At 50.3% G+C, this 24,072-nt stretch carries 22 protein-coding genes; 17 read left to right on the top strand and 5 right to left on the bottom strand.

Going from position 1 to position 24,072, the window contains the following annotated elements:
• Positions 1-102 precede the first annotated feature (102 nt).
• From BN2106_RS06735 to BN2106_RS06660, 16 genes are all read left to right on the top strand, one after another.
• Positions 103-894, top strand: a complete 792-nt coding sequence (locus BN2106_RS06735) for a YhfC family intramembrane metalloprotease (RefSeq protein ID WP_050697818.1) — start codon at positions 103-105, stop codon at positions 892-894.
• A gap of 84 nt (positions 895-978) precedes the next feature.
• On the top strand, positions 979-1,527 hold the full coding sequence (locus tag BN2106_RS06730; RefSeq protein ID WP_050697817.1) for an RNA 2'-phosphotransferase: 549 nt from the start codon (positions 979-981) through the stop codon (positions 1,525-1,527).
• A gap of 379 nt (positions 1,528-1,906) precedes the next feature.
• Positions 1,907-3,295 (top strand): sugar transferase, encoded by a 1,389-nt coding sequence (locus tag BN2106_RS06725; protein ID WP_050697816.1) that lies wholly within the window; start codon positions 1,907-1,909, stop codon positions 3,293-3,295.
• Positions 3,296-3,317: 22 nt separating this feature from the next.
• Positions 3,318-4,490, top strand: a complete 1,173-nt coding sequence (locus BN2106_RS06720) for a CDP-glycerol glycerophosphotransferase family protein (RefSeq protein ID WP_074017451.1) — start codon at positions 3,318-3,320, stop codon at positions 4,488-4,490.
• 84 nt (positions 4,491-4,574) lie between these two features.
• A complete protein-coding gene (locus tag BN2106_RS06715; RefSeq protein WP_050697814.1) occupies positions 4,575-5,696 on the top strand; it encodes a glycosyltransferase family 2 protein in 1,122 nt (373 codons plus the stop codon).
• Complete coding sequence (locus BN2106_RS06710; RefSeq protein ID WP_050697813.1) at positions 5,693-6,703, top strand: glycosyltransferase family 2 protein; 1,011 nt, start codon at positions 5,693-5,695, stop codon at positions 6,701-6,703. Before BN2106_RS06715 ends, BN2106_RS06710 begins: the two co-directional genes overlap by 4 nt.
• Positions 6,704-6,720: 17 nt before the next feature.
• Positions 6,721-8,253, top strand: coding sequence for a lipopolysaccharide biosynthesis protein (locus BN2106_RS06705; RefSeq protein ID WP_050697812.1), 1,533 nt, complete (start codon positions 6,721-6,723; stop codon positions 8,251-8,253).
• A 31-nt stretch (positions 8,254-8,284) separates the two neighbouring features.
• Positions 8,285-9,553, top strand: coding sequence for an O-antigen ligase family protein (locus BN2106_RS06700; protein WP_050697811.1), 1,269 nt, complete (start codon positions 8,285-8,287; stop codon positions 9,551-9,553).
• A complete protein-coding gene (locus tag BN2106_RS06695; protein ID WP_050697810.1) occupies positions 9,534-10,949 on the top strand; it encodes a hypothetical protein in 1,416 nt (471 codons plus the stop codon). Before BN2106_RS06700 ends, BN2106_RS06695 begins: the two co-directional genes overlap by 20 nt.
• On the top strand, positions 10,946-12,418 hold the full coding sequence (locus tag BN2106_RS16465; protein WP_050697809.1) for a GumC domain-containing protein: 1,473 nt from the start codon (positions 10,946-10,948) through the stop codon (positions 12,416-12,418). The genes BN2106_RS06695 and BN2106_RS16465 overlap by 4 nt, the downstream gene beginning before the upstream one ends.
• Before the next feature lies 1 nt (position 12,419).
• Positions 12,420-13,316 carry a metallophosphoesterase gene (locus BN2106_RS06685; RefSeq protein WP_050697808.1) on the top strand — a complete coding sequence of 299 codons (897 nt, stop codon included), beginning with the start codon at positions 12,420-12,422 and terminating at the stop codon, positions 13,314-13,316.
• A gap of 5 nt (positions 13,317-13,321) precedes the next feature.
• Positions 13,322-14,134 (top strand): glycosyltransferase family 2 protein, encoded by an 813-nt coding sequence (locus BN2106_RS06680; RefSeq protein WP_195891797.1) that lies wholly within the window; start codon positions 13,322-13,324, stop codon positions 14,132-14,134.
• 15 nt (positions 14,135-14,149) lie between these two features.
• Entirely contained in the window at positions 14,150-14,956 is an 807-nt protein-coding gene (locus tag BN2106_RS06675) for a glycosyltransferase family A protein (protein WP_050697806.1), read from the top strand.
• Complete coding sequence (locus BN2106_RS06670; protein ID WP_050697805.1) at positions 14,953-16,131, top strand: glycosyltransferase; 1,179 nt, start codon at positions 14,953-14,955, stop codon at positions 16,129-16,131. The genes BN2106_RS06675 and BN2106_RS06670 overlap by 4 nt, the downstream gene beginning before the upstream one ends.
• Before the next feature lie 19 nt (positions 16,132-16,150).
• Positions 16,151-17,461 (top strand): UDP-glucose dehydrogenase family protein, encoded by a 1,311-nt coding sequence (locus tag BN2106_RS06665; protein ID WP_050697804.1) that lies wholly within the window; start codon positions 16,151-16,153, stop codon positions 17,459-17,461.
• A 13-nt stretch (positions 17,462-17,474) separates the two neighbouring features.
• Positions 17,475-18,017: an acyltransferase gene (locus tag BN2106_RS06660; protein ID WP_242846269.1), complete on the top strand. Its 543-nt coding sequence runs from the start codon at positions 17,475-17,477 to the stop codon at positions 18,015-18,017.
• A 187-nt stretch (positions 18,018-18,204) separates the two neighbouring features.
• Here the strand turns inward: BN2106_RS06660 and feoB are convergent, their stop codons facing one another.
• The 3 genes from feoB to BN2106_RS06645 are packed head-to-tail and all read right to left on the bottom strand — an operon-like array spanning position 18,205 to position 21,204.
• The gene (gene feoB / locus BN2106_RS06655; RefSeq protein WP_050697803.1) at positions 18,205-20,061 is read right to left on the bottom strand and encodes a ferrous iron transport protein B; all 1,857 of its coding nucleotides are present in this window, start codon (positions 20,059-20,061) and stop codon (positions 18,205-18,207) included.
• 23 nt (positions 20,062-20,084) lie between these two features.
• Complete coding sequence (locus BN2106_RS06650; RefSeq protein WP_242846268.1) at positions 20,085-20,609, bottom strand: spore maturation protein; 525 nt, start codon at positions 20,607-20,609, stop codon at positions 20,085-20,087.
• On the bottom strand, positions 20,602-21,204 hold the full coding sequence (locus BN2106_RS06645; RefSeq protein WP_242846267.1) for a nucleoside recognition domain-containing protein: 603 nt from the start codon (positions 21,202-21,204) through the stop codon (positions 20,602-20,604). Before BN2106_RS06645 ends, BN2106_RS06650 begins: the two co-directional genes overlap by 8 nt.
• Before the next feature lie 144 nt (positions 21,205-21,348).
• On the opposite strand from BN2106_RS06645, the gene BN2106_RS06640 reads away from it, so the two are divergent.
• Positions 21,349-21,600 (top strand): AbrB/MazE/SpoVT family DNA-binding domain-containing protein, encoded by a 252-nt coding sequence (locus BN2106_RS06640; protein ID WP_050698445.1) that lies wholly within the window; start codon positions 21,349-21,351, stop codon positions 21,598-21,600.
• Positions 21,601-21,709: 109 nt separating this feature from the next.
• Here BN2106_RS06640 and BN2106_RS06635 read toward each other — a convergent pair whose 3' ends face one another.
• Complete coding sequence (locus BN2106_RS06635; protein WP_242846266.1) at positions 21,710-22,384, bottom strand: HD domain-containing protein; 675 nt, start codon at positions 22,382-22,384, stop codon at positions 21,710-21,712.
• Between the two features lie 20 nt (positions 22,385-22,404).
• The gene (locus BN2106_RS06630) at positions 22,405-23,781 is read right to left on the bottom strand and encodes a Sapep family Mn(2+)-dependent dipeptidase (RefSeq protein WP_050697801.1); all 1,377 of its coding nucleotides are present in this window, start codon (positions 23,779-23,781) and stop codon (positions 22,405-22,407) included.
• Positions 23,782-24,072: the final 291 nt, after the last annotated feature.

Below are 24,072 nucleotides of genomic sequence, written 5' to 3'. Positions count from 1 at the left end.
CTTGAATTTCCACAGTTTCCTTCTGCTTTTCCGTGCTTTTTTCTTGACATTCCATAAAATTCATCCTATGATGGTGCTGAATATGGAAAGGGGTTGGACTTTATGACCATTGCACCCTCTGTCATTGTCGCATTTGGTATCGGCGTTTTTTTCACACTGGTCTGCCCGTTGTTGTTGCTGGTCTTTCTCGGCGTCCGTAAAAAGATTTCCCTTGTCCCCGTGGTGGTCGGCGCGCTCGCATTTTTTATTTCCCAAATCGTTCTCCGCATTCCAATGATCAATGCGCTTTCCGCTCAACAGTGGTTCCAGACGTTTGCCGCCTCGCAGCTCATCGTCTACCTTCTGGTTCTGTCCTTTACCGCGGGTCTGTTTGAGGAATCCGCCCGGCTGGTTGGCGTCCGCTTCTTCTGCAGAAAACACCGTGCTTACACAGATGCAATCTCCTTCGGCCTGGGACACGGCTTCTGCGAGGCTATCCTGCTGGTGGGCTTTACACATCTCAATTCCCTGATTTATGCGGTGATGATCAATACCGGCACCTTCTCCATTTTGACAGAAACTTCCCCGCAGGCGGCTGAACAAATTACCACCGCACTTATGTCGGCGCAGGCTTCTACCATATATCTGGCTGTTTTGGAACGCGTATTTGCCGTGCTGTTCCACATGTTTGCCACTATGCTGATTTTTCAAGGCGTCAACCGCCGCCGTTCTTTTCTATATTATGTATTAGCTGTTTTGGCGCATACCCTGTTTAATTTCGTCAGCGTATTGCTGACACAATACGTCAGTATATGGGCCGGTGAACTGTTTCTGTGTTTGGGCGGTGTTTTTTCATTGCTTTATCTGTTGCATGCCCGCCGCAGTTTTTCGTCAATCGACCGTCCCCTGACATAACATGAACAGCCGGACTGAAATTCCGGCTGTTCTCTTTTTCATACGATTTCTTTTCTTCATGATTTTATCAAAAGGAGCATACCTATGGAACAATCCAAAAAGGATGCAGAGCTCGGCCGGTTTCTCAGTCTTGTCCTGCGTCACAACCCACAGGCCGCTTATGTACAGATAGATGCACACGGATGGGTAGAAGTCGACGCTTTATTGAAAGGCTGCTGTCGCGCGGGAAAGTCTCTCGACCGTGAAACTCTTGAGCGCATCGTACAGGAAAACAATAAGCAACGCTACAGCTTTAATGAGGACCACCGTAAAATACGTGCCAACCAAGGTCATTCTCTGCCTGTTGATGTAGAGCTTCGCTCCGCTAAACCGCCCGCTATACTTTATCATGGGACGGCGGACCGCTTTTTAGACAGTATCCGGTCACAGGGCATCACGCGTCAATCCCGTCAGTTTGTGCATCTGTCCTCCGACCCGGAAACCGCAAGGCAGGTTGGCTCCCGTCACGGAAGTCCCGTCGTGCTACATATCGACGCGGCTGCGATGGAACACAATGGAATCCCTTTTTATTTATCCCAAAACGGCGTGTGGCTTTGCAAACAAATCTCTACCGCCTATATCATAAATTTATAATATAGGCGGTAGCGTGTTCATTTGCTTTAACCCATTTGTATAGTCGCACAGTAAAGCTTTAACTTAATAATCCCATCAAAACACTTTGCTTTTCAGTTGAATTCACAAAAAACAATGCCCATAAATAACCAATGTTTGTAATCCATGGATTTTAATTTTTATAACAACTTATGCATTCCAACAGATTGACCAAATCATAGCACTTAAAAAGAAAATATAAAACAAAAACATCGAATTATACAAAGCTTCGTTTTATTACCTTGATTTTTGTCGTAAAAATGTTAGAATTTATAAAAAGGATTATTGTATTTGTTTTTAGGGAAGGTATTGGTGCAATGGTTCGAAGTAAAATTTTGTCTAAATTGAGGGGATCTGCCGTATGAACATCAAAACGTACAAAAACTTCTTCATTGATATGATGGTCATGTGCTTTGACTTATTCCTTGTATTCAGTTCGCTTTTTATCCCGTTTCAGTTTCGCTGGGAAATCTTTCAGGGCATCCATTTGATCTTTCCTGTCACATTCACTGTTACACTGCTTACATTGTTCCATATTTTCGAAATTTACAGCCGTATCATACGAAGAACCTATGAATTGGGAATCTCCATTATCATTTGTCTGACTTTAGCCTCCTTTGCCGCTGTTTTAGTGACTATGGTTTTCGACATCACTCTTCTTGCAGCGAATTGGTGGCGTTTTTTATTGTCTTTTGCACTTGCGTTCGTCTTAATTCTGTCCGAAAAAATGCTTTCGGTCTATATCATCAATAAATTTGTTGTTCCCCCCAAGCTTCTGGTTGTGGAGTCCAAGGATGTGGACAGCAAGCTGGCCCGCAAAATCAAGTACGCCTATGTATCCATCAGCAACGACGCGTGGTACGAGCTGATCGATACAAACGACGAGGCTTTTTTGGATGACCTGCTGCAAAACAGATTGCAGGCGTTTGACAGTGTTTTTGTTTCCAACGACATTGAAGCCAAGGCGCGCAACCAAATCATTTCCAAAGCCATTGAGCTGAACAAGGAAATTTATATTTTACCAACGCTTTATAACATTATGAACCAATACGACATCGTCAATTTTGAAGACACGCCTCTTCTGCATTTAAGAGGCTTTCAGCCGTCCCGATTTACCATTTTCACCAAACGTGCGGTTGATATATTCTTTTCCTTTATTGGTTTGGTGATAGCTTCCCCCATCATGTTGCTCTGCGCAATCGCCATTCATTTTGATTCCAAAGGTCCCATCCTCTATACGCAGGAGCGTGTGACGCTGCACGAAAAGGTTTTTAAAATCTATAAGTTCCGCACCATGATCAACGACGCGGAAAAGCTGTCCGGCGTCATGCTCTCTACAGAAAACGATCCCCGTATTACAAGAGTCGGAAAAATTCTGCGCAGCACGCGCCTTGACGAGCTGCCGCAGCTGGTAAACATCCTTATGGGGGACATGTCCATTGTTGGCCCCCGCCCGGAACGGCCGGAATTTGTAACGGAATATAAGGAAACCATTGAGAACTACGAAAAACGGTTCCTGGTTAAGGCCGGTTTGACCGGCATGGCGCAGGTTTATGGACGTTATGATACCAAAACAGAGGATAAAACGCTGTATGATCTGCTGTACATCAAAAATTATTCCATTGCGCAGGACATCAAGTTGATACTCATGACCGTTAAAGTCATGTTTCTGAAAGAAAGCTCACAGGGTGTTCGTCAGGAGCCGAATTACGCCTCAGCAGAGGCTTCAAAATCCCCTCCAACAAAATAACATTGGGAGCAGAGTACAAAGAATGGGAAAATTAAGACGGTACGCCGTATATGCAGGATGCATGCTATGCTACTTTTTCGCATGGTTTGTCGGTTTATTTGCACGTTTTACCCCCGCATATAAAGATTTGTGGATTCTCGCGGAACGCGGCGTCGATGCCCGCGACAACGCCTACCATCTTTTCCGCCATCTCACACAGCAGCATCCGGAAATTAACGCCGCCTACGTCATCGACCGGCATTCTCCCGACTACCAGCGGGTATGCCGTTTGGGACGCACCATCCAGCATGGGAGTTTCAGGCATTATCTGGCACTCGCCTGCGCAAAAGCGAAAATCAGCACCCATGTTATGGGATACGCTCCCAATATTTATCTTTTTACCCAGTTGGATCGATATGGCCTGATCCAAGGCAAGAAAATCTTTTTGCAGCACGGCATTATTTTGAATGATATACCGGCGCTCTATTATCCAAAGGTGCATCTCGACTTATTCGTCTGCGGTGCAAAGCCGGAATATGAGGATATTTCCAGCCGCTACGGCTATCCGCAGGGCGTTGTGCAACTGCTCGGTTTGTGCCGCTACGACCGGCTGTTAAAAGAACATACAGAAAAACGGCAGATTCTCTTAATGCCTACCTGGCGCGCCTATCTAAACCATTGCAGTGACATGGAAGTGTTTCGTGAAAGTGAGTATTACCGGGCGCTCAGCGGACTTTTGGACCATCCCCGCTTTCATGCCTTGTTGGAACAATACGACTATGAAGCGGTCCTGTACCTGCACCAGGAATTTCAGCGCTTCACTCCTCTTTTTTCCGGGAACCATCCCCGGGTAAAAATTGCGGACCTTGCAAAGAACGACGTGCAGGAGCTGCTCATGGAGTCCAAGCTGCTGATCACCGACTATTCCAGCGTCTTTTTCGATTTTGCATACATGGAAAAGCCTCTGGTTTTTTATCAATTTGATGAAGAAAAGTTTTTTGCAACCCAATACCGGCGCGGATATTTCCAGTACCGCGAAGACGCCTTTGGCCCGGTTTGTACCCATAAAAACGAAGTGCTCAATTTCATTCAGGACCGCCTGGAAAATGGAATGCAGGTTTCCTCCCCTTATCGGGAGCGAATCCAGGCGTTTTTTGCTGATCGCAGCACAGATAACTGCGCGCGTACTGTTGCCGCAATTCGCGCGCTTCTTTAAAAAGCCCCTCCGCAGGGAAACCGGAAATCACCGGCTCTCCGCGGCCGGGCTTTTGCTCGTAAAAGTTCGTAAAGGAGAATTTTCATGCAGCCAATCATCAGTATCGGCGTTGCCATTTATAATGTAAAAACTTACCTGCCCGCCTGCCTGGACAGCATCCTGGCGCAGCAATCTGAGGAAATAGAAATCCTGCTCGTGGACGATTGTTCCAGCGACGGCTCCGCCGCTCTGTGCGACGCATATGCGGAAAAAGACGGGCGCGGCCGTGTGATTCACTTCCCTGAAAACCAGGGGATCTGTGAAGTCCGCAACACAATCATACGTGAATCAAGAGGGCAATGGATTTACTTCGTCGATGGCGACGACCTGCTGCCGGAATGGTTTGCCGACACGGCGTTGGCCCTTCGAGATGATCCGCATGACGTGGTATTCTTTGATTACGCCGGCTACTGGAAGGACCGTCCACAACAGGTGCCGCCGTCCAGTGAGGAAATCATTGAACTCACGTCCGAAACCATCGATTCCTACTGTATTTCCTGTGTTTCTGGCGCTCCCTGTCAGCCGGAGGACGAACGAATCCGTCGGGTGCTGTGCACTTCTGTTTGGGCTAAAACCTACCGGCGTGCGTTTTTGGCGGAGCACAACCTGCTCTTCCCTGACCGACAGAAAAAATCCCAGGATGTGATTTTTAACACGCTGGTTTTCCATTACTGCCGCTCAGCATGTTACCGGCCAAAGGTCATGTACTATTACCGCACCAACGAGGGTTCCGTCTGCAACCGGTACAACCCCGACTACATCCCGGTAATGAATTCCCTTATGCAGCACAATCTGACGCATATCAAGGCGTTTTATCCGGGACGTGAAGACATTATGGATGCCTTCTACCGCTATCGTGTCGTCGGCATTGTACTGGACTACATGCGTCTCGATCTGTTCCACAAAGATAATCCCAAAAACAGGAAGCAGCGCAAACAGGAATTCCTGGATTTTCTGGATTCCCATCCCTATTCAGACGCCATGTCCCATCTGGACCTGAACCTTTATTGGTTAGAACGGCAGTTACTGTTAAAATGCGCCCAAAAGCGTAGATTTTCTTTCCTGTCATTCATCCATAAAAAACCATGGACATTGAAATTGTACGGGGGTATAATGAATCGAATCAACCGTTGTAAAAAAGCGTTCCATCGGGAGGGCGGCAGATGAAAAAAGTCAGCATTGTCGTACCTGTCTACAATATGGAACAATTTATCGAAAGCGGTGTTCAATGCTTACGGGAACAAACGTATCCGGAGATTGAAATTCTGCTGATTGACGACGGTTCTACCGATCACAGCGCCTCCCTGTGCGACCGCATGGCGGAATCCGATCCCCGGATCCGCGTTGCGCATACCAAAAATCAGGGTCCCGGGCCGGCGCGCAATTTGGGAATCGAATTGGCAACCGGAGAATACCTGCATTTTTTTGACGTCGACGATTACCTGTATCCGCAGGCCGTCGCTCTGCTGGTCGAGGCGATGGAAACCACCAACGCCGATCTGGTGGTCGGCGGCTTTGAGGTAGACGATCAGAATAAAAACAAGCGTGCCATTCCCAAGGCCGACCACCTGCTTTTGACAGGGGAACAGGTCCGGCGGAATTTTTATCCCCACATGTTTATGTTTGGCGAGCAGGGAATTCTGCAATCCGCGTGTTTTAAGCTGTTTCAGACGCGTACCATACGGGAAAATAATGTTCAGTTTCCCTCCCTGCGCCGGAATGAAGACGAGGTCTTTCTCGTCGAGTTTGTAAACGTTGTGAAATCGGTCTACTTTATCCCGAATATCCTATATCGCTATTATGCCAATGACCATGCACGGCTTTGGAAAAAGGTTACTTACGATTATTTCGATATCATCCGTGTCTCCTCCAACCGGATCATCCCTCTGGTTTTGGGATGGAACCCGGAAAACGTGGAAGTACGCAACAAATTGCTGGGAGATTTTTACTACAAGACCTTTCAAAGCATCTGGTTTCTGTTTAATCCGAATGTAAAACGCACGCACCGCCAGCGGTATGATAGAATGAAAGAGATCACGGAAACGTTTTTAAGCGATTTGCCCTGCCGCGATTTTGGAGAGAATCCCGCCGTCTACCGGTATATGTGTAAAAAACAGTATGGATTGCTCTACCTGCGGATGGCCTATTTTACATGGAAGCACCGGAACGACTGACGAACGGAGGAAGTGATTTGAGAGCAAAAGCCACCATTAAAAATTCCCTTTGGGGCTTTATCCAGCAGGTGGTCATCTGTATCCTCAGCCTGGTTTCCCGCCGCGTCATGCTCGACTCCATTGGGATCGACGGTGTTGGCCTCAACGGCCTGCTGGTCAATGTGCTGGCGCTGCTTTCCCTGGCGGAAATGGGCGTCGGTTCTGTAATCATCTATCACATGTACGCGCCGCTCGCCCAGGGAGATCAAAAGGAAATTTGCCGTCTGATGCATTTCTATAAAGGGATCTACCGCTTTATCGCCGCTGTGATCACCGCGATCGGTCTGTTGATGATTCCCTTCCTTCCCTACATTGTAAAAGGGGTCCACTACAGCCAGGGCTACATTACGGCTGTATTCCTGCTGTTCCTTGCACAGACGGTTTCGTCCTATTTCTTTTCATACAAACGTTCCCTTCTCTCCGCCGATCAAAAGCAGTATGTCATCACCATCATCGACCTGCTTTTCCGCGTCCTGACCGTCATTGGCGGCATTGTCGTCCTGATTCTCACCCGGGAATTGATCTACTATCTGGTCTTTTTGATTGTCGTCGGCATCCTGAACAATCTTGCGGTCTCGTTCCGCGTCAACCAGCTGTATCCCTACATCAGGAACACGACCGATGCTCTGTCTCCGGAACGCCGCAAGAGCATTTTTCGCAATGTGCGCGATCTGTTTATTGGCAAACTGTCCTGGACGATCACCAGTTCCACGGATAATATTCTGATTTCCGCCCTGGTGGGAACCATTCAAGTCGGCATGTATTCCAACTATACGATTATCATTAACACGTTGACCAATGTGATGAACCAGCTCTCCGCCGCAATGAGCGGAAGCATCGGGAACCTGCTGGCCACGGAGTCCAAGGAATACATCGATACGGTACTGCATCGGCTGCTGTTCGCGATGTTCTTTATATCCGCCTTTTGCAGCGCCTGTCTGATCTGCCTGATCAACCCGTTTGTGGCGCTGATGTTTGGAGAAAATCTGGTTCTTGGCCTGGACATTGTCTCAGTCTGTGTGCTCAACTTTTTCCTGATGACCATGCGTATTCCGGTCTGGAATATGCTTTCGGCATCCGGCCTGTTTCAGAAGGACAAATATATTTCCATTATTGGCTCCACTATTAATCTGGTGGTATCCTTTGTTTTGGGAATGCGAATAGGCATGCTCGGCATTTTGATCGGCACAACCAGCACCTATCTCATCCAATACATTTTAAAAATCATCTTGTTTTATAAGTCTTTTCTTGTAAAAAGCTGCAAAAGGGTTTTCCTCTGGCTGGGCGCCTATCTGGTTCTGGCATTTGTGGAATCCGCCGCCGCTTTCTGGCTCTGCGGCTTCATTTCTACCGGACAGGTATACGTGGACTTTATCCTGAAAGGCGTTGTAGCCGCCATTCTGCCGCTTTGCCTGAACGTAGCTCTATTCTGCCGGACCGAACCGTTTCGTTATCTGCTCAATCTTGGAAAAAAGATGATTGGAAAATATAAGGGAACGCCCGCGTCATAAAACCAACGCAGAGAAAGAGGGTGGTGACTGGTTGGAAAATCGCCTGACACGGTTCCGCGACCGTATGCGGAATAAATCAGCGACGGAGGAACGCATTGGCGTAGACGCCTGGCTGATCTGTTTTTATTATTTTTGTATGCCGCTCACTTTTATCACGCTGATTCCCGGCATGTCCGTCCTGAAAGCCGCAACGCTCCCCGTCGCGGGTATTTTGTTTCTCCGTTTGTTTGTTGCTAAAAATAACGAAATGCGCTTCAACAGTGTGCATTTATTTTATACGTTGCATCTGCTCTTCCTGGCCAGCACGCTGCTCTTTTTCCGTGGCTCGGAGAGCATGACCGTTGTGAAGGACATTGCGCTGGCGCTGGTGGTCACCATCATGGCGACGTGCCGGATCTATAACCAGAAGGAACGCCAGCTGGTCGCCTATACCTGGCTGCTGGTCGGCATCGTCTGTATGGCGCTCTGCTTTTCCAGCAACCAGACCATCTACGGCGACCGCACCACGATCATCGTAATGGGTTCAGAGGAAGACCCCAACTTTTTCTGTATCTATTTTATCTTCCCCGTCCTGTTTGCAATGGAGCAGCTCGTCCAAAAAACAAAGCTGCGGTTCATCGCCCCAGTTTATTTGGCGCTGACGTTTTATGCCATCCTGCGGACCGGTTCCCGCGGCGGATTGGCGGCAATCGTAATTTCCATGCTTGCCTATATCATGCTGGTGGTAAAAAACCCGAAGACCAAGCTGAAAATCCTGATCGCACTCCTGATTGTCGCTTTTGTAATCGTGTTTGTCGTGCTGCCGTTGCTGCCCGACATGCTCAAGGAACGATACAGCCTGGAACAGATCCAGGAGGATAAAGGCAGCGGCCGATTTGACATCTGGGGCTTCCTCATCAACTATGTCTTCTCCGACGCACAGGCGCTGGTGCATGGGTTTGGCGTGTGCGCCACCATTGAAATTATGACCGAGAACGGATTTCTCAATACCTATGCGCACAATCAGTGGATTCAGGCGCTGTTCGATCAGGGACTGATCGGCCTGCTGCTGTATACCTCCCTGATGGCTTCCAGCTTCTTTCGCAACATTAAGAACAATCCGTTGTTTTCCTGTGCGATCGTCGCCATATTTGCATTTTCCCTGTCCCTCAGTTTCTACACCCACAAACAATATTTGAATGTATTTATGATGTGCGCCATGAACTTCCGGCCCCTGACGGCGCAGGGCCCAAAAACGACTTCCGCCCCGGTTGATTCCACAGAAAGGAGCGAACTGCCGATTGATTGCAAAGCTGTTTAACAAAAGGAATTTCATCATCGTACTCTGCTTTTCCATCATCATTCCTTTGCTGGGAGGTTCCTACACCTTTTTGGCCAGCTACAACCGGCAGGGTATGACCCTCGCTTTGAGCTATACAGGATCGGAAAAGGGATATAACCCCGACGGCAGCAAATTCAATGTCTACGAGATGAAGTCAGATAAAATCATAGATGAAATGCTGAGCCGTATGGACGTGGAGGACCTGACCACCGAGTTTGTAAAAACCCGTATCACCATTGAGGCAAAATCCGCCAAACAAAGCTACAGCCGCGTTTATTCCGCCGTCACGAACTCCCGTTCCTCCGTCTATATTCCGATGGAGTTCACCATTTGGTATTCGCAGAAAGATAAATTTGCTGAGAACCACACGGTCCAGCTGCTCTCTACTCTGGCGGAAGTCTACACCGAATACTTCAACGATCGATACACGGAAAAAAATACGGTTTTAGACGTAAGCGACCTCGATCTGTCCAAATACGATTATTCGGAGATTGTTTCCATCTATGGGGACCGCATCTCCTCCATGCTGGCCCTGCTGAGCACTTACAAAGGGGAAAACAGTACCTTCCGTTCTGCAGAAACCAAACAGACCTTTGTCAGTCTGATGGATATGCTCAACAACTTGCGCAACGTGGAGCTTCCCAAGCTGGAAGCATACATCACCACTTCCGGCGTAAGCAAGGATAAATTCACCTATCTGAATAAAATCGATTATCTGCACAACTCGCAGGAACTGCTGTTCAACAAGGCGAGTTCCTCCAAAAATATCATTCTTGGCGCAATCGACCAGTACGATGCGGAGCTTACCGGTTCCCTGTTCATCCCGACAATCGATAAGAACCAAAATCTTTACATGAACAAAACAAAGACCGGCATCGATTACCTGGCGCAGCGCGCACAGACCAAGGGCGTTGAAACGGAATCGATTCGCGCCAGCATGGAGCATTACAATTTCCTGACTTCCGTCTATTCACAGTCCACCGTGACCTCCTCTTCTCCGGAAATGCGCACCGCACAGGAGATGACGGAAAGCATTAACAAGCAACTGACGGAAATCGCCGCGCTCGCAAAAACCACCTGCGACGAATACCTTTCCGACAAAACGCATGATTACCTTTCCTTTTCTATTCCGGAAGACCCGCTGTCCTCCGCGCTTTCCGTGCGTAATCTGATCCGCTATGGGATGATGGGTTTTATTCTAGGCTGTATGGCGGCAGTTTTCTCTGCCATTGCCCTGCCGCACCTGATCAAGGGATATGAGTGGATCAAGCACGAACCGCTCTTTTCTCATCCTTCTGAAACGTCTCCCAAAAAAGCCAGGCGGCAGAAAAGACGGAGATACGCACATGTAACGAAGGGGGAGGAAAAATCATGATTGTATCGATGAAAGAAATCTTTCACTATATTTTTAAGTGGAAATTTTTTATCCTCTTTTCCATTATCGGCTGTGTGCTCCTCTCCTATCTCTATGTACAGCAAAAGCAGAGCTATTCGGCCAACATCATCATCCAGTTTGAAGACGCCTCTATCTCTGAAGGGTTAAATCCGGACGGATCCACCTTCGACATCAACGAAATCACCTCCCCTACCCTGATTTTACAGACGTTGGAAGACCTTTCTCTGAACGAAAGCGTGGATAAAATCCGTTCCAGCCTAGCCATCAAATCTATCACCCCCAATTATATCGAAGAGCTGCAGGCCGCAAAAACCAAGGACGGCGAAGAATATACCTACTATCCCAACCAGTTCATCATCACCTACAACGACCGGCGCGGCGCTCCGCAGGGGGAACTCTACGATATTCTGGACGCACTGATCAACAACTACATCCTTTACTATAACAAGACCTATATCAATCAGGCATATATCACGGAAAACAACTACTCGATTGAAAATGAAAACTACGATTACATTGAAATCGCAGACCTGTTGGACAACAATATCCACGATGTGATGAATAACCTGAACCGCTTGTCCGACAACAGCCAGAATTACCGTTCCCCATCCACCGGATACAATTTTTCCGACCTGCACAAAAAATATAACGAGCTGGCAACGTTTGACATGCCCCTGATCTATTCTGAGATTTATGAGGGGCAGATTACCAAGAACCGGGAGGTTCTTTTGAAGAAGTACCAGCACAATAAAAACAACTACACGATGCAATCCAATACCAACGCCACACAGGCGGAAAGCACCTTGCAGGTAATTCAAAAATTTGCAGACGCCAACCGGGACCTGCCGAACGCCTACAACCAGGCCGACGACAGCCGCAACGACGATGACCTGCCGGTGAGCAAAGACCAGTTGGAGTACGGCGATACGATTAACGACACCACCTATGACGACCTGATGGACACGTATGTAGAATATGCCATCGGCGCCAGCAACAATAAAATTGACGCTGCACACTGCGAAGAAGTCATCCGTATCTTCAGCGCGGAGCCGTCTGGCGTCGACACCGGAAAACTGTTGAAAAGCGTGACGGAACGCATTGCGTATGTACAGAACAAACTGCAGGAGCTGAACGAAATCGCGGATAAAACCATGTCGGATTATAACACCTATTTGGCCAGCCGCCATGTAACGCAGCTGACCGGCGTACAGGTGGTTGCCAATGTCGGATTCCTGCTTTATGCCGTACTCAGCTTCATGTTGGGGCTTGGCGGCAGCACCGTATTTGCCCTCTCGTATGAAATCTTCCGTAAGCTCAGAAGAGAGGAACAGGAAAAGGCGTTGCGAGCCGCCGAATCGGGCGAGGAAGCTTCCCTTGCAGAGACAGAACCGCAGGAACCGGATCCCGCCGCCCCTGCAATCCCCTTGGAAGGAGCAGAAGACAGATAAGATGGGAAACGTCATTAAAAAAATCGCAAAGACCTTGTTACTCTTCCTTGTAATCCTTGTACTGCTGCTTTCCGCGTTGACCGGCTATGTGTTCTGGGATAACAGCCGCGTTGTCACCAACCGGCAGGTTCTGACCTTCCGCGGGCTTCCGCAAGCGTTTGACGACACCATAATCGCATTAATAACCGATTTTCACAACAGCGGAAATTACCAAAAGGTCATTGAAAACGTGAAAGCGGCCAATCCCTCTTACATTTTTATTGCGGGCGATCTGGTCAGTATGGATACGACCGATTTCCACAACACGGAGGCCTTACTGAAGGGCCTTGTGGAAATCGCGCCCGTCTATTACGCCTACGGCAACCATGAAATCTGGAGCCAGAACGAGGACGACGGAACCATCGCTGTCGGAGATCTGGCCAGAAGTTTGGGCGTCAACGTGCTGAACGACGAAATCGTTCCCTTGGAAAAGGACGGGGAAATGATCAATATCGTTGGAATTCGAGATCTTCCCTATCCGGACGGCGATGATCACTACACCGACCATATGATGGAAAAGGTCAACCAGCTGGCTTTAAAACTTGACCCGAACACATTTACCATCGGGCTGTTCCACCGTGCCAATCAGGCCGATCTTCTGGAAGAACTGCCGTGCAACCTGATCCTGTCCGGACATACGCACGGCGGGCATGTAAACCTGCCCGGTATTCAGGATAAGATTTTGGAAACCCATATGGGCGGCGAAGTCAAATACGTCAAAGGCCTTTATAAGTTGTCCGACCGGCAAATCATGGTCAGCAGCGGCGTCGGCGTGGAAGACAATCTTCCCCGTGTCTTTAACACCCCAGAAGTGGTGGTGATCCGCCTGAATTTGGCTTGGAAAGACGGGAGGCCGTGATGGACATGAAGAAAGTTTCAATCATTGTCCCCGCTTATAACTGTGCAGCATATATCACCAAATGCATGGACAGCCTCGTCGGACAGACGTATCCCGCTTTGGAAATACTCGTGGTGAATGATGGGTCGACCGACCAGACTCTCTCCATTTTGGAGCAATACGGGGACCGCATCACCGTTGTCACCAAGAAAAACGGCGGCGTCGCGGAGGCGCGGAATACCGGTCTGCGCCGTGCGACGGGAGACTTCATTTTGTTCGTAGACAGCGACGACTACCTGGACCTCGACTGTGTGGAAACGGTGGTCCGCAGGCAGGAGGAAAGCCAGGCCGACATTGTCCGCTTTTCCTACCGCCTGGTCTATGCTGACGGACGTGTAGAACCTCCCATCGACTACTTTAAGGAAGACGCATTGGTGGCAAAGCCGGATTTTCAAAAGCATATTTATCCCTATTTTCTCTCTGCAATCCGCTTTAATTCCGTGTGGGCCACCCTTTACAAACGAGAAATGATCGCAGACCTGTCCTTTGTCAACAATATGAAAACGGCGGAAGACGCCGTTTTTTCACTGGAAGCCTATACCCGGGCACAAACGGCCCTGCTGGTCACCGACGTCTTTTACTACTATGTACAAACCTCCTCCGGCCTGACCAGCCGCAGTCTGAGCCTGCTGGACAAATACAAATGCAATTTTCGGCTTTCGGGTTACATATTGAAAAAACTGGACGCCTGGGGAATGAATACCCTCCCCAACCGCTGCAAAACGTGTATCCGGCCGGTCGCACTGACCTTTCACAAACTGCGCCGGGGAATCAAATAAAATGGGGGATTAACTATGCGGCTGCAAGTCCTGATTGCAACCATGCAGCAAACCGATCACAGTCTGTTGGAGCGCATGAATATCCAGTCGGACGCCATCGTCGGAAACCAGTGCGGCCGAAACGAAGTGGAACGCTTCGACTACAACGGCCATTCCATCTGCTATTGCTCCTTCCAGGAGCGCGGCGTCGGCTTGAACCGCAATAACGCCTGGATGCGCGCCAATGCGGAAATCTGCCTCTTCGCGGACGACGACGTGCGTTACCGCGACCACTACGCGGAACTGATTTTAGAAGAATTCGCCCGCCATCCGGAAGCTGACCTTATCGTTTTCAATCTGGACTGCAAAAACGAGGGAAGAAAGGATTATATCATTCCGAAATTCTCCAAGGTACAGTGGCACAATTCTCTTCGCTATGGCACCTACCGCATTGCGGTACGGACGACACGCGCCCGCCGGGCCAACGTCTGTTTCAGCTTGTTATTCGGTGGAGGTGCACGGTATGGGTCCGGTGAGGATGTCATTTTTCTCAACGAATGCCGCAAAAAGGGGCTGCGCGTCTATGCAAGCCCCCTTTTCATCGGCGAGGTCACACATGAGGAATCCACCTGGTTTGACGGTTATTCGGAAAAATTCTTCCGGGATAAGGGCGCTCTGTTCGCACACCTCTCTCCCATACTTGCCAAACCGCTGTGTTTACAGCTTCTGCTGCGTCATCCGGACTTCCTCAGCGAGGAAATCCCGCTGAAAAAAGCATATCAATTTATGAAGCAGGGGATACGGGAATACCTTGGAAAAAATCCGGGAGGCGAATCGCTGTGAAGAAAAAACTGCTCTTTGTTAACAACAACCTGCACAGCGGCGGCATCCAGCGCAGCCTGCTGAATCTGCTGCACAACATCGAGAACGAATATGATATTACGCTTCTTCTTATGTACCCGGAAGGGGAGTACAAGGAGCAGCTTCCCAAAAACATCGCCGTGCTGCACAGCCCTCCCCTGCTGCGCGTCCTTGGCATGAGTCAAAAAGAAGTCCTGCACGAAAACAAGCTGCTGTTCTTTTGGCGCTCTTTCTTCGCTGTTCTGTGCCGCTGGTTTGGAAACTCTGTTCCCCTGCGCATTTTGGCGCATTTTCAGCCGAAGCTCAGCGGATACGACGCCGCTATTTCTTACATGCAAAGTGAAGCGCCCAAGCTTCTTTATGGCGGCACAAATGAAATCGTCCTGAAACGGGTCGACGCAAAGGAAAAAATCACCGTCGTCCATTCCGACTTTTTGAACTGCGGCAGCAACACACCCGCCATCCGCAAGCTCTATCAAAAGTTCGATAAGGTTCTTTCCTGTTCCAGCGGATGCCGGGAACGCTTTATTCAGGCGAACCCCGGTCTCAAAGACCGAACCTATGTGGTCAACAACTTTAACGAGTATGATAAGATTGTCCAGATGGGCAGCCAGGACCCTATTCCCTATCCAAAGGATCGGATCAACCTTGTGACTGTGGCACGCCTGAGCGAAGAAAAGGGGATTGAACGCGCACTGTTGGCTGTACAGAATTGTCTGAAAAGCGGCATTCCGATTCTTTATCACATTATTGGGGACGGGATGCAGCGCATTCCCCTGCAGGAAATGTGCAGGCAGCTGGAAATCTCAGAGCAGGTATTCTTTTATGGTACAAAGAAAAATCCTTATCGTTACATAAAAAACGCGGACCTGTTTTTTCTCACCTCCTACCACGAAGCCGCTCCCATTGTATTCAGCGAATCCAAATGCCTGGGCGTGCCGATTCTGGCGACGCAGACCACATCGGTCAAGGAAATGATTCTGGATGATGAAGCGGGATGGGTCTGCGAAAACAATGCGGAGGACATCTGCCGCATGCTCAAAGAGGTTTGCTCCAACCCGGAAGCGCTGAGGCAAAAGAAACAGCTTCTTGCCGGCAGGACCTATACCAACGCATGTTCACAGGCACAGTGGCATCATGCCCTGGGAGAAGATTGAAAATCAGAGGTGGAACTTTATGAAAATTGCAGTGGCCGGAACCGGTTATGTCGGCCTTGTAACCGGTGTTTGCCTGGCGGAGCATGGTCATGTCGTCACTTGTGTGGACGTGGATGAAGAAAAAATTCGTCTGATGCAGAGCGGCGTGTCCCCCATTTATGAAGACGGCCTGTCCGAACTGATGCAGAAAAACAGCAACCGTCTGACTTATACCACGGATTATGCATCCGCCTATGCGGACTGCGACGTGATCATGATCGGTGTGGGTACACCGGAAAAGAAGGACGGAAGTGCCAACCTGACATACGTCTTCGGCGTTGCCCAGCAAATTGCAGAGAGTGCCGCAAGAGATTGCGTCGTGGTGGTCAAATCGACCGTTCCCATTGGAACCAACGACAAGGTGGAAGCGCTGCTGAACGCCAATTGCCGTGCGGGCGTCCACATGACGGTCGCATCCAACCCGGAATTTCTCGCGCAGGGAACCGCCGTGCGGGACACGCTGCATGCATCCCGTATTGTCATCGGCGTTGAGGATGAAAAAACCGGGGAAATCATGCGGGAAGTATACAGGGATTTTGACGCACCCATCCTGGTCACCAACCGCAAAAGCGCGGAGATGATCAAGTATGCCTCCAATGATTTTCTCGCATTAAAAATCTCTTACATCAACGAGATCGCCCTGCTCTGTGAGTTGATCGGCGCCGACATTGATGATGTTGCCAAAGGAATGGGCTACGACAGCCGCATCGGAAACAAATTTCTGAACGCGGGCATCGGCTACGGCGGCAGCTGCTTCCCAAAGGACACCAAGGCCTTGCACTGGCTTGCCAATTTTCATGATTATGAAATCAAGACCATCAAGGCCGCGATTGAAGTCAACGAAAATCAAAAATTGAAACCGATTAAAATTGCGCGTAAATATTTTGACAGCTTGGAGGGCTTGACCATCGCGGTTCTGGGCTTGACCTTCAAACCGGGCACGGATGATCTGCGCGAGGCCCCGTCGCTTGTCAATATTCCCATCATGCTGGAGGACGGCGCAACCGTGAAAGCCTGGGACCCCGTAGGCGTTGAAAACTTCCAAAAACAGGAGCCCGGCAACATTCTGTATTGCGACACCATTGAGCAGACGCTGGATGGAGCCGATTTGTGTTTCATCTTCACCGAGTGGCCGCAGGTAAAAAGTCTGGATGTTTCCAGCTTTGCCAAATACATGAAGCGCCCCATCATCATCGACGGACGCAACTGCTATGCGCTGGAGCAAATGGAAAAGGAGCCGGTCATTTATCGCAGCATCGGAAGGCGGCCCATCCTGAACTGGCAGCTGTAACGGAGGAACCTGCGTGAAAAAGATTTTAAAATGGATACAGAAGGCCATCTGCTGGTTTTTATACCAATATTTTGCCCGCTATCTGCCGAATTCCTTTGCACCGATTAAGCTGGGCGGCAAACACATCCGCGGTTTTCTGGTAAAGCGCTTTGTTGCCAAATGCGGGAAAGGCGTCAATGTAGAGCGCAAGGCCAATATCTCCACCCGCCTGGAAATCGGTGATCATTCCGGTGTCGGCGTGGAAGCCAATATCTACGGCAAAACCATCATCGGCAATGACGTGATGATGGGTCCATGGTGCGTCATTTACACGGAAAATCACAATTTTTCCGATACGGAGCATCCCATGCGCCTGCAGGGAATGAGTGAGGAAAAACCTGTTACAATTGGGGACGATGTCTGGATTGGCGGCAGAGTCACCATCCTGCCGGGCGTCACCATTGGGCAGGGCGCCGTCGTGGGTGCCTGTTCGGTCGTGACCAAAGACGTGCCGCCCTATGCCGTGGTAGCCGGCAATCCAGCACGGGTTGTTAAATACAGAAAAAGCACCGATTAAAATACGCGCAAACTGCGGCAAAGCGGCCGGGGGGATCATGGATCCCACCCGGCCGCCTTTTCTTTTGCCATGCGCATGGATGCGGACACCCAATGCACCCACCACACCTTTTACGGAATAAAAACGGCGCTGCCAAACATCCCACCGCCAACAGTCCAATGAAAAGATCCGTCATTGCCTTTCCCCCTTATATGCATTTCTGCAGCAGGGACGCCACCTGGTAAAACAGCGCAGAAGCATACCATGCAACCCCCAGCTGCCAAATTACAGTAATCGCGGTCCATTTCAGGCTTGCCATTTCACGCCGGATGGCGGAAAGCGCTGCCACACAGGGCGTGTAAAACAGGACGAACAGCAAAAAGGAACAGGCGGACAGGGGAGTAAACGCCCCTTGCAGCGCTGTTGTAAGGCTTTCTGCCCCGCCGTACAGCACTCCCATGGAGCTGACAACACTCTCTTTTGCGATCAGACCGGTCAAAAGAGAAACCGCTGGCTTCCATTCGCCAAAGCCGCACAGTGTAAACATCGGTGCGATCCAGCCGCCAATTTGGGCCAATATACTTTGCGAACTGTCCGTCACATATTGAAAGCCGGGCGAAAAAGACCGAAGCAGCCAGATCAAAACCGTCGCTCCCAGCAAAACAGTCCCCGCGCGCTGCAAAAAATCTTTGATTCTTTCCCACACATGCAGACGCAGGCTTTTAAACGTCGGCAGGCGGTACGGCGGCAGCTCCATTACAAAGGGTGCCGAATCGCCTTTTAAAACAGTGTTCTTAAAAAACAGGGCGGACAATATCCCCAATACAATGCCCAGCAAATAAAAGCAGAAGATCGCCAGTGGGCGTTTATCCGGAAAAAACGCCGCGATGAACAATGAGTACACTGGCATTTTTGCGCTGCAGGACATGAAGGGCAGAATCAAAATGGTCAGACGTTTGTCCTTTTCATTCTCCAGAATGCGCGTTCCCATTACGGCGGGAACTGTGCATCCAAATCCCATCAGCAGCGGAACAAACGCCCGCCCAGACAGGCCCAGCTTCCGCATGGGTGCGTCCATGATAAACGCCGCACGCGCCATGTAGCCGCTGTCCTCCAGCAGGGAAAGCAGGAAAAACAGCAGGACAATCTGCGGCAAAAATGATACCACGGAACCGACGCCGGCAAGCATTCCGTCTACCACCAAACTTCTGGCCCAAACAGACGCACCGGCGGCAAGCAGCACCTGTTCCGCCCAAAGAGAACAGGTGGTAAAAAAGGCGGCAACCCCGTCGGCTAAAAATGAACCGATGCTTCCAAACGTAATGACGAAAATGAAGAATACCATGGCAAAAAAAAGCGGGATCGCAAAAAAGCGATTGGTCACGACCGCATCAATCCGGTCGCTCAAACTTTTCTCCGGCTGTGGCATACGCACCATACAGCGTGCTACAATGGCTTCTACGGCGTTGTAACGTCTTTCCGCCCATACCGCCTCCCTGTCCGGCATGTCCGGTTCTGGAGCCTTGTAGGGCAAACGGCGGACTGCCGGCCTCTGCCCAGTTCCAATCTGCACAACAGCCCGCAGTAAATCCGGTATCCCGTTCCCTTTTGCAGCGGAAATAGGGATAACCGGCACACCCAGTTCCTCGTGAAACCGCTTGCAGTCCACCCGGTCGCCCCGCTTTTCCAAAACGTCCAGCATATTCAGCGCCACCACAGCCGGCATACCACGTTCCAGCAGCTGCATGGTCAGATACAGGTTGCGTTCCGGGTTTGTCGTATCCACCACGTCGATCACAACGTCCGGCTTTTCTTCCCGTAAAAAGCGGTCGGCGATTGCCTCTTCCGGGGAATACGGCGATAGAGAATATACGCCGGGCAGGTCGGTTATCTCGATTTCCCAGTCCTCATAAATGGCACGGCCCCCTTTTTTCTCCACCGTAACGCCGGGCCAATTGCCCACATACTGGCTGCTCCCAGTCAGACGGTTGAACAGCGTGGTCTTTCCACAGTTCGGATTCCCCGCCAAGGCAACCCGCAGCACCTTTCTTTTCTCTTCTTGCATCCTCTTTCCTCTCCCAATTCTTTTTAACCGCCAAAGAAATACCGTACCGACAATGCCGCGATGACAAAAGCCGCAAAATCGGCCGTCAACGCCGCCGGAATGGTATGGCGCGTCTTTTTGATTCCCACCGCTCCGTAATAGACCGCGATACAGTAGAAGGTCGTTTCCGTAGATCCCGCCATGACGGACGCCACACGGCCCGCAAAGCTGTCCGGCCCGCTGCTTTCAAAGATCTGCGTCAATAAGGCCGTCGCGCCGCTTCCGGAGATGGGTTTGATTAAAGCAAGCGGCATAACGTTCGCTGGCAGCCCCAGCAGCTGCGCCACAGGAGCCAAAAAGGAAGCGATCATGTCCAGCGCGCCGGAGGCCTTCAGCATGGTAACTGCCATGATCAGACCGACCAGTGTAGGAAGAATGGAAAAACTGGAAGCCAGCCCCTCCTTTGCCCCCTCCACAAACGCATCGAACACCGGCACACGTCGGATCATACCGAACAGAAGGATGAGCAAAATCATGATGGGTACGGCGTAAATGCCCAGCTTATCCAACTTTTCGGCCCTCCAGCAGCTTCGCCGCCAACAGTCCAACCGCCAAAGAGAGTATGGATGTGATCCAAACGGCAGGCAGAATATCAAACGGCGCCGCCGCGCCGTAGTTGGCCCGGAGCGTCCCCATAAAGGTCGGGATCAGCTGCAGGGAAGCGGTATTCAGTACGACAAACATCACCATGGAGTTGTTCGCAGTTTTCACATCGGTATTATTTTTCTGCATCTCCTTCATTGCCGCAATTCCCATCGGTGTGGCGGCGTTGCCGAGCCCCAGTAAATTCGCCGTGATATTCATGCAGACCGCCTTTGCCGCGGGGCTTTCCGGCGGGTATGCGGGGAACAGCCTGCGCAATACCGGGGCCAATACCCGTGCCAACAGGGAGGTCAAACCGCCCGCATCGGCGATTTTCATTAACCCTGTCCACGCGCACATCATGCCGAGCATGCCCAAAACCAGCTCCGCTGCGTTTCCCGCACCTGCTAAAACCGCGTCGGACAACTGTGGCATGCGCCCGGTTGCCAGGGCGCAGAAAATGCTGATCAGGATCATTCCCGCCCACACTTTATTGAGCAAATTCTCCACCTCGTTCGTCAACTTCATTATCCTATTAGTATTCATTAGCAATAACATTTAGTATATTTTTCACCTTCATTATATTGACATAAATGGTAAAAAATGCTATGATGACAACAGAAAGTGACAAAAGCGACAACATTCATAAGAAAGGTGATGTTTTACTTGAAATCAACCGGCATTGTAAGAAAAGTTGACGAATTAGGCCGCATTGTGTTACCAAAAGAGCTGCGCAGCACTTTAAATATTCAGGAAAAAGACCCGCTGGAAATCTTTGTGGAGGATTCCGTGATCATCCTCAAAAAGTACCAGCCTGCCTGCATTTTTTGCAACAGCATGAATGAGATTACCACTTACAAGGGCTTAAACATTTGCAGCAATTGCCTGAAAAAACTGGCAACGCTTGCGCAGGATTGACCCTTCTTCCTGAATCGCCGCTATTCTCAGTGTATGAGACAAAAGTACATAAAAAGAACGCGTGCTTTTCTGTAAAGCACGCGTTCTTTTTATGTTAAATCAGGTTCTATTACAGCAGCCTTGTGTCGTTAATAATCAGCTCAAACAGCAAGCCCAGATATTGTGCCGCCTTCCGGCAAAGCACCATACGGGTCAAAAAGATTTCAAAGTATTCCATCACAGGACAAATTTCCGTATCAATTTTGATGTTCAACGCCGCAGTCCGGTTGGCCGTATCGATATCGATGGAGGAATGCACGACCGCATAATTGACGCGGTCGTGTATATCCGCATCCACGGTTCCTTTATCCCTCACACGGGAACGCCGCACGTCGCTTTTGTCGGACAAAATCAATGCCGCCGCAATCGGGTTAACCGCGGCCGCTGTCCCCTCGTCATGGTTGCCGATGGCAGCCACGACCAGCGCGAGCTCCGCCGGGTCCATCTTCATCCGGTTCAAAATTTGAAACGCCATCAGCGCGCCGCTCTGCGCATGATCCACACGGTTGACCACGTTGCCAATGTCGTGCATGTACCCGGCGATCGCCGCCAGCTCACAGGTGCGTTCATCATAGCCCAAACATTGTAAAATGTCCCGCGCCGTGTCCGCGCTGCGCTTCGCATGGGCAAAGCCGTGCTCCGTAAAGCCGATGACGCCCAGATTCTCATTGCCGTTTTTAATATATGCGTTGACCTCTTCACTCTTCCAGACTTCCTGGAAAGAAACCATTCGACAAGGCTCCATACATACCTCCTGTAAAAAACTCAATCCACCGCCATATGGTACATGGCCTCCAAGCATATCTGCGCATGAAGCATGAACTGGTCGATGTCAATATGCTCCCCTGTATTGTGCAGCCTGCGGTCCGGTTCATCCTGGAAAAACGGCCCGAACGCTACACCACGGCCTTTCAGCTCACGCGCATAGGTTCCGCCACCGGTCGCGTACAGATTGGCGGGCTCGCCCATAAATTCCTCATAGGCGTTTTGCAGCAGTGTGATAAACGGGCTGTTCGCCGGCAGGAACAACGGCTTCATATGTCCGCCCTCTTCTGAGAACACATCCTCTTCCCGCGCCTTGCTCTGAATCGCGGCGATGATCTTTTCCCCATCCGCCGTCACAGGATAACGAATATCGATCGACGCCGTACACAGGGAAGCGCCCACATGCACCAGTCCCAAATTCAGCGTAAGCGGGCCGGACTCGTCGTCCTGCTGCTTCAGCCCCAGAGACGCACCGTCCAGTTCCGTACCGATATGGCGCCGCAGGAAGCACATCAGCGTCCCCATCTGGTCCTCTGAGAACACCTCAAACAAAAGAACAATCAGGTGGGACGCCGCGTTGAAGCCTTCTTCCGGCTGCATCGCATGGGAAGCGGTTCCCGCAGAGGAAAGATGCGCCCCTTCTTCCGTTTCCTCAATCGTAAAGCGCCCTTCCACAGCCGCCATCGCCTGACGGAGTTTCTCCACCTCTTCTTTGGTACAGGCAAGGTCCGCAAACGCGCCCGCCGGAACGGCGTTGACCACAGTGCCCGCCGTAAATTCCCGCAGAACAGTAGAATCATTCGGCGCGGAAAAATTCATGCGCAAAATCCCTTTTTCCCGGTTGCATACGCCGTACTCGGAATCCGGTGTAAAGCCCATGACAGGCATCGGTTCTTTCTCAAAATAACGCTCCAGATCTTCGCTGCCGGTTTCCTCCCCGGCGCCAAAAATGGTGCGAATGCGCCGCTTGGCCTGCACGTTCTCCTCCTGCAAGACCTTGAGGCAATAAAGAGAAACCACCGCCGCGCCCTTGTCGTCCGCTACACCGCGCCCATAGAGCGCGTTTCCCTGCTTCACCATTGTAAAGGGGTCTGTCTCCCAGCCGTCGCCGGCGGGCACCACATCCACATGCGTCAGCACGGCGGCAACCTCTTCCCCGGAACCGTATTCCGCGTGGCCCGCATAATTGCCGACATTCTTTGTGGGAAGCCCCAGCTTTTCCGCCATTTTCAGGATGCAATCAAGCGCTTCCGCAGGGTATTTTCCAAAGGGCTTTCCATCCTCCGCCTCACCGCGGACGGACGGAATTGCAATAAGCCGGGCCATATCCTGAAAAATCTGCTCCTGATATTTTAATATTTTATCACCAAAACGCAAGTTGATTCGCTTCCTTTCCGATCGTTTCTGTTACATGATACCATGAAGAGGCTGAACCTTCATCACAACGGTACAATGTTTTACCAGCCGTTAGAAGCTCCGCTTCCGGTCACAGCATGAGGTTATTATACCATTAAGAGGCGCAGCCTCCGCCACAACGGTACAATGTTTTTCCAGCCGTTGAAGCTCCGCTTCCGGTCACGGCGTGAGGTTATTATATCATATTTTATTGTCAAAAACAGGATTAACTTGATTTTAAACTCACATCCTATGAAAAAGTCTCTTTGCAAT

Origin of the sequence: Anaeromassilibacillus senegalensis (assembly GCF_001261775.1) — a bacterium.
Classification (GTDB): domain Bacteria; phylum Bacillota; class Clostridia; order Oscillospirales; family Acutalibacteraceae; genus Anaeromassilibacillus; species Anaeromassilibacillus senegalensis.
This window is presented reverse-complemented; position numbering and strand designations above follow the sequence as displayed.

Bases quoted from the DNA above. Each gene is read 5' to 3' on its own strand.
- feoB (WP_050697803.1), bottom strand. From the start codon at position 20,061: ATGCAAGAAGAGAAAAGAAAGGTGCTGCGGGTTGCCTTGGCGGGGAAT.
- BN2106_RS06720 (WP_074017451.1), top strand. From the start codon at position 3,318: ATGGGAAAATTAAGACGGTACGCCGTATATGCAGGATGCATGCTATGC.
- BN2106_RS06665 (WP_050697804.1), top strand. From the start codon at position 16,151: ATGAAAATTGCAGTGGCCGGAACCGGTTATGTCGGCCTTGTAACCGGT.
- BN2106_RS16465 (WP_050697809.1), top strand. From the start codon at position 10,946: ATGATTGTATCGATGAAAGAAATCTTTCACTATATTTTTAAGTGGAAA.
- BN2106_RS06715 (WP_050697814.1), top strand. From the start codon at position 4,575: ATGCAGCCAATCATCAGTATCGGCGTTGCCATTTATAATGTAAAAACT.
- BN2106_RS06710 (WP_050697813.1), top strand. From the start codon at position 5,693: ATGAAAAAAGTCAGCATTGTCGTACCTGTCTACAATATGGAACAATTT.
- BN2106_RS06680 (WP_195891797.1), top strand. From the start codon at position 13,322: ATGAAGAAAGTTTCAATCATTGTCCCCGCTTATAACTGTGCAGCATAT.
- BN2106_RS06725 (WP_050697816.1), top strand. From the start codon at position 1,907: ATGAACATCAAAACGTACAAAAACTTCTTCATTGATATGATGGTCATG.
- BN2106_RS06685 (WP_050697808.1), top strand. From the start codon at position 12,420: ATGGGAAACGTCATTAAAAAAATCGCAAAGACCTTGTTACTCTTCCTT.
- BN2106_RS06635 (WP_242846266.1), bottom strand. From the start codon at position 22,384: ATGGAGCCTTGTCGAATGGTTTCTTTCCAGGAAGTCTGGAAGAGTGAA.
- BN2106_RS06735 (WP_050697818.1), top strand. From the start codon at position 103: ATGACCATTGCACCCTCTGTCATTGTCGCATTTGGTATCGGCGTTTTT.
- BN2106_RS06730 (WP_050697817.1), top strand. From the start codon at position 979: ATGGAACAATCCAAAAAGGATGCAGAGCTCGGCCGGTTTCTCAGTCTT.
- BN2106_RS06675 (WP_050697806.1), top strand. From the start codon at position 14,150: ATGCGGCTGCAAGTCCTGATTGCAACCATGCAGCAAACCGATCACAGT.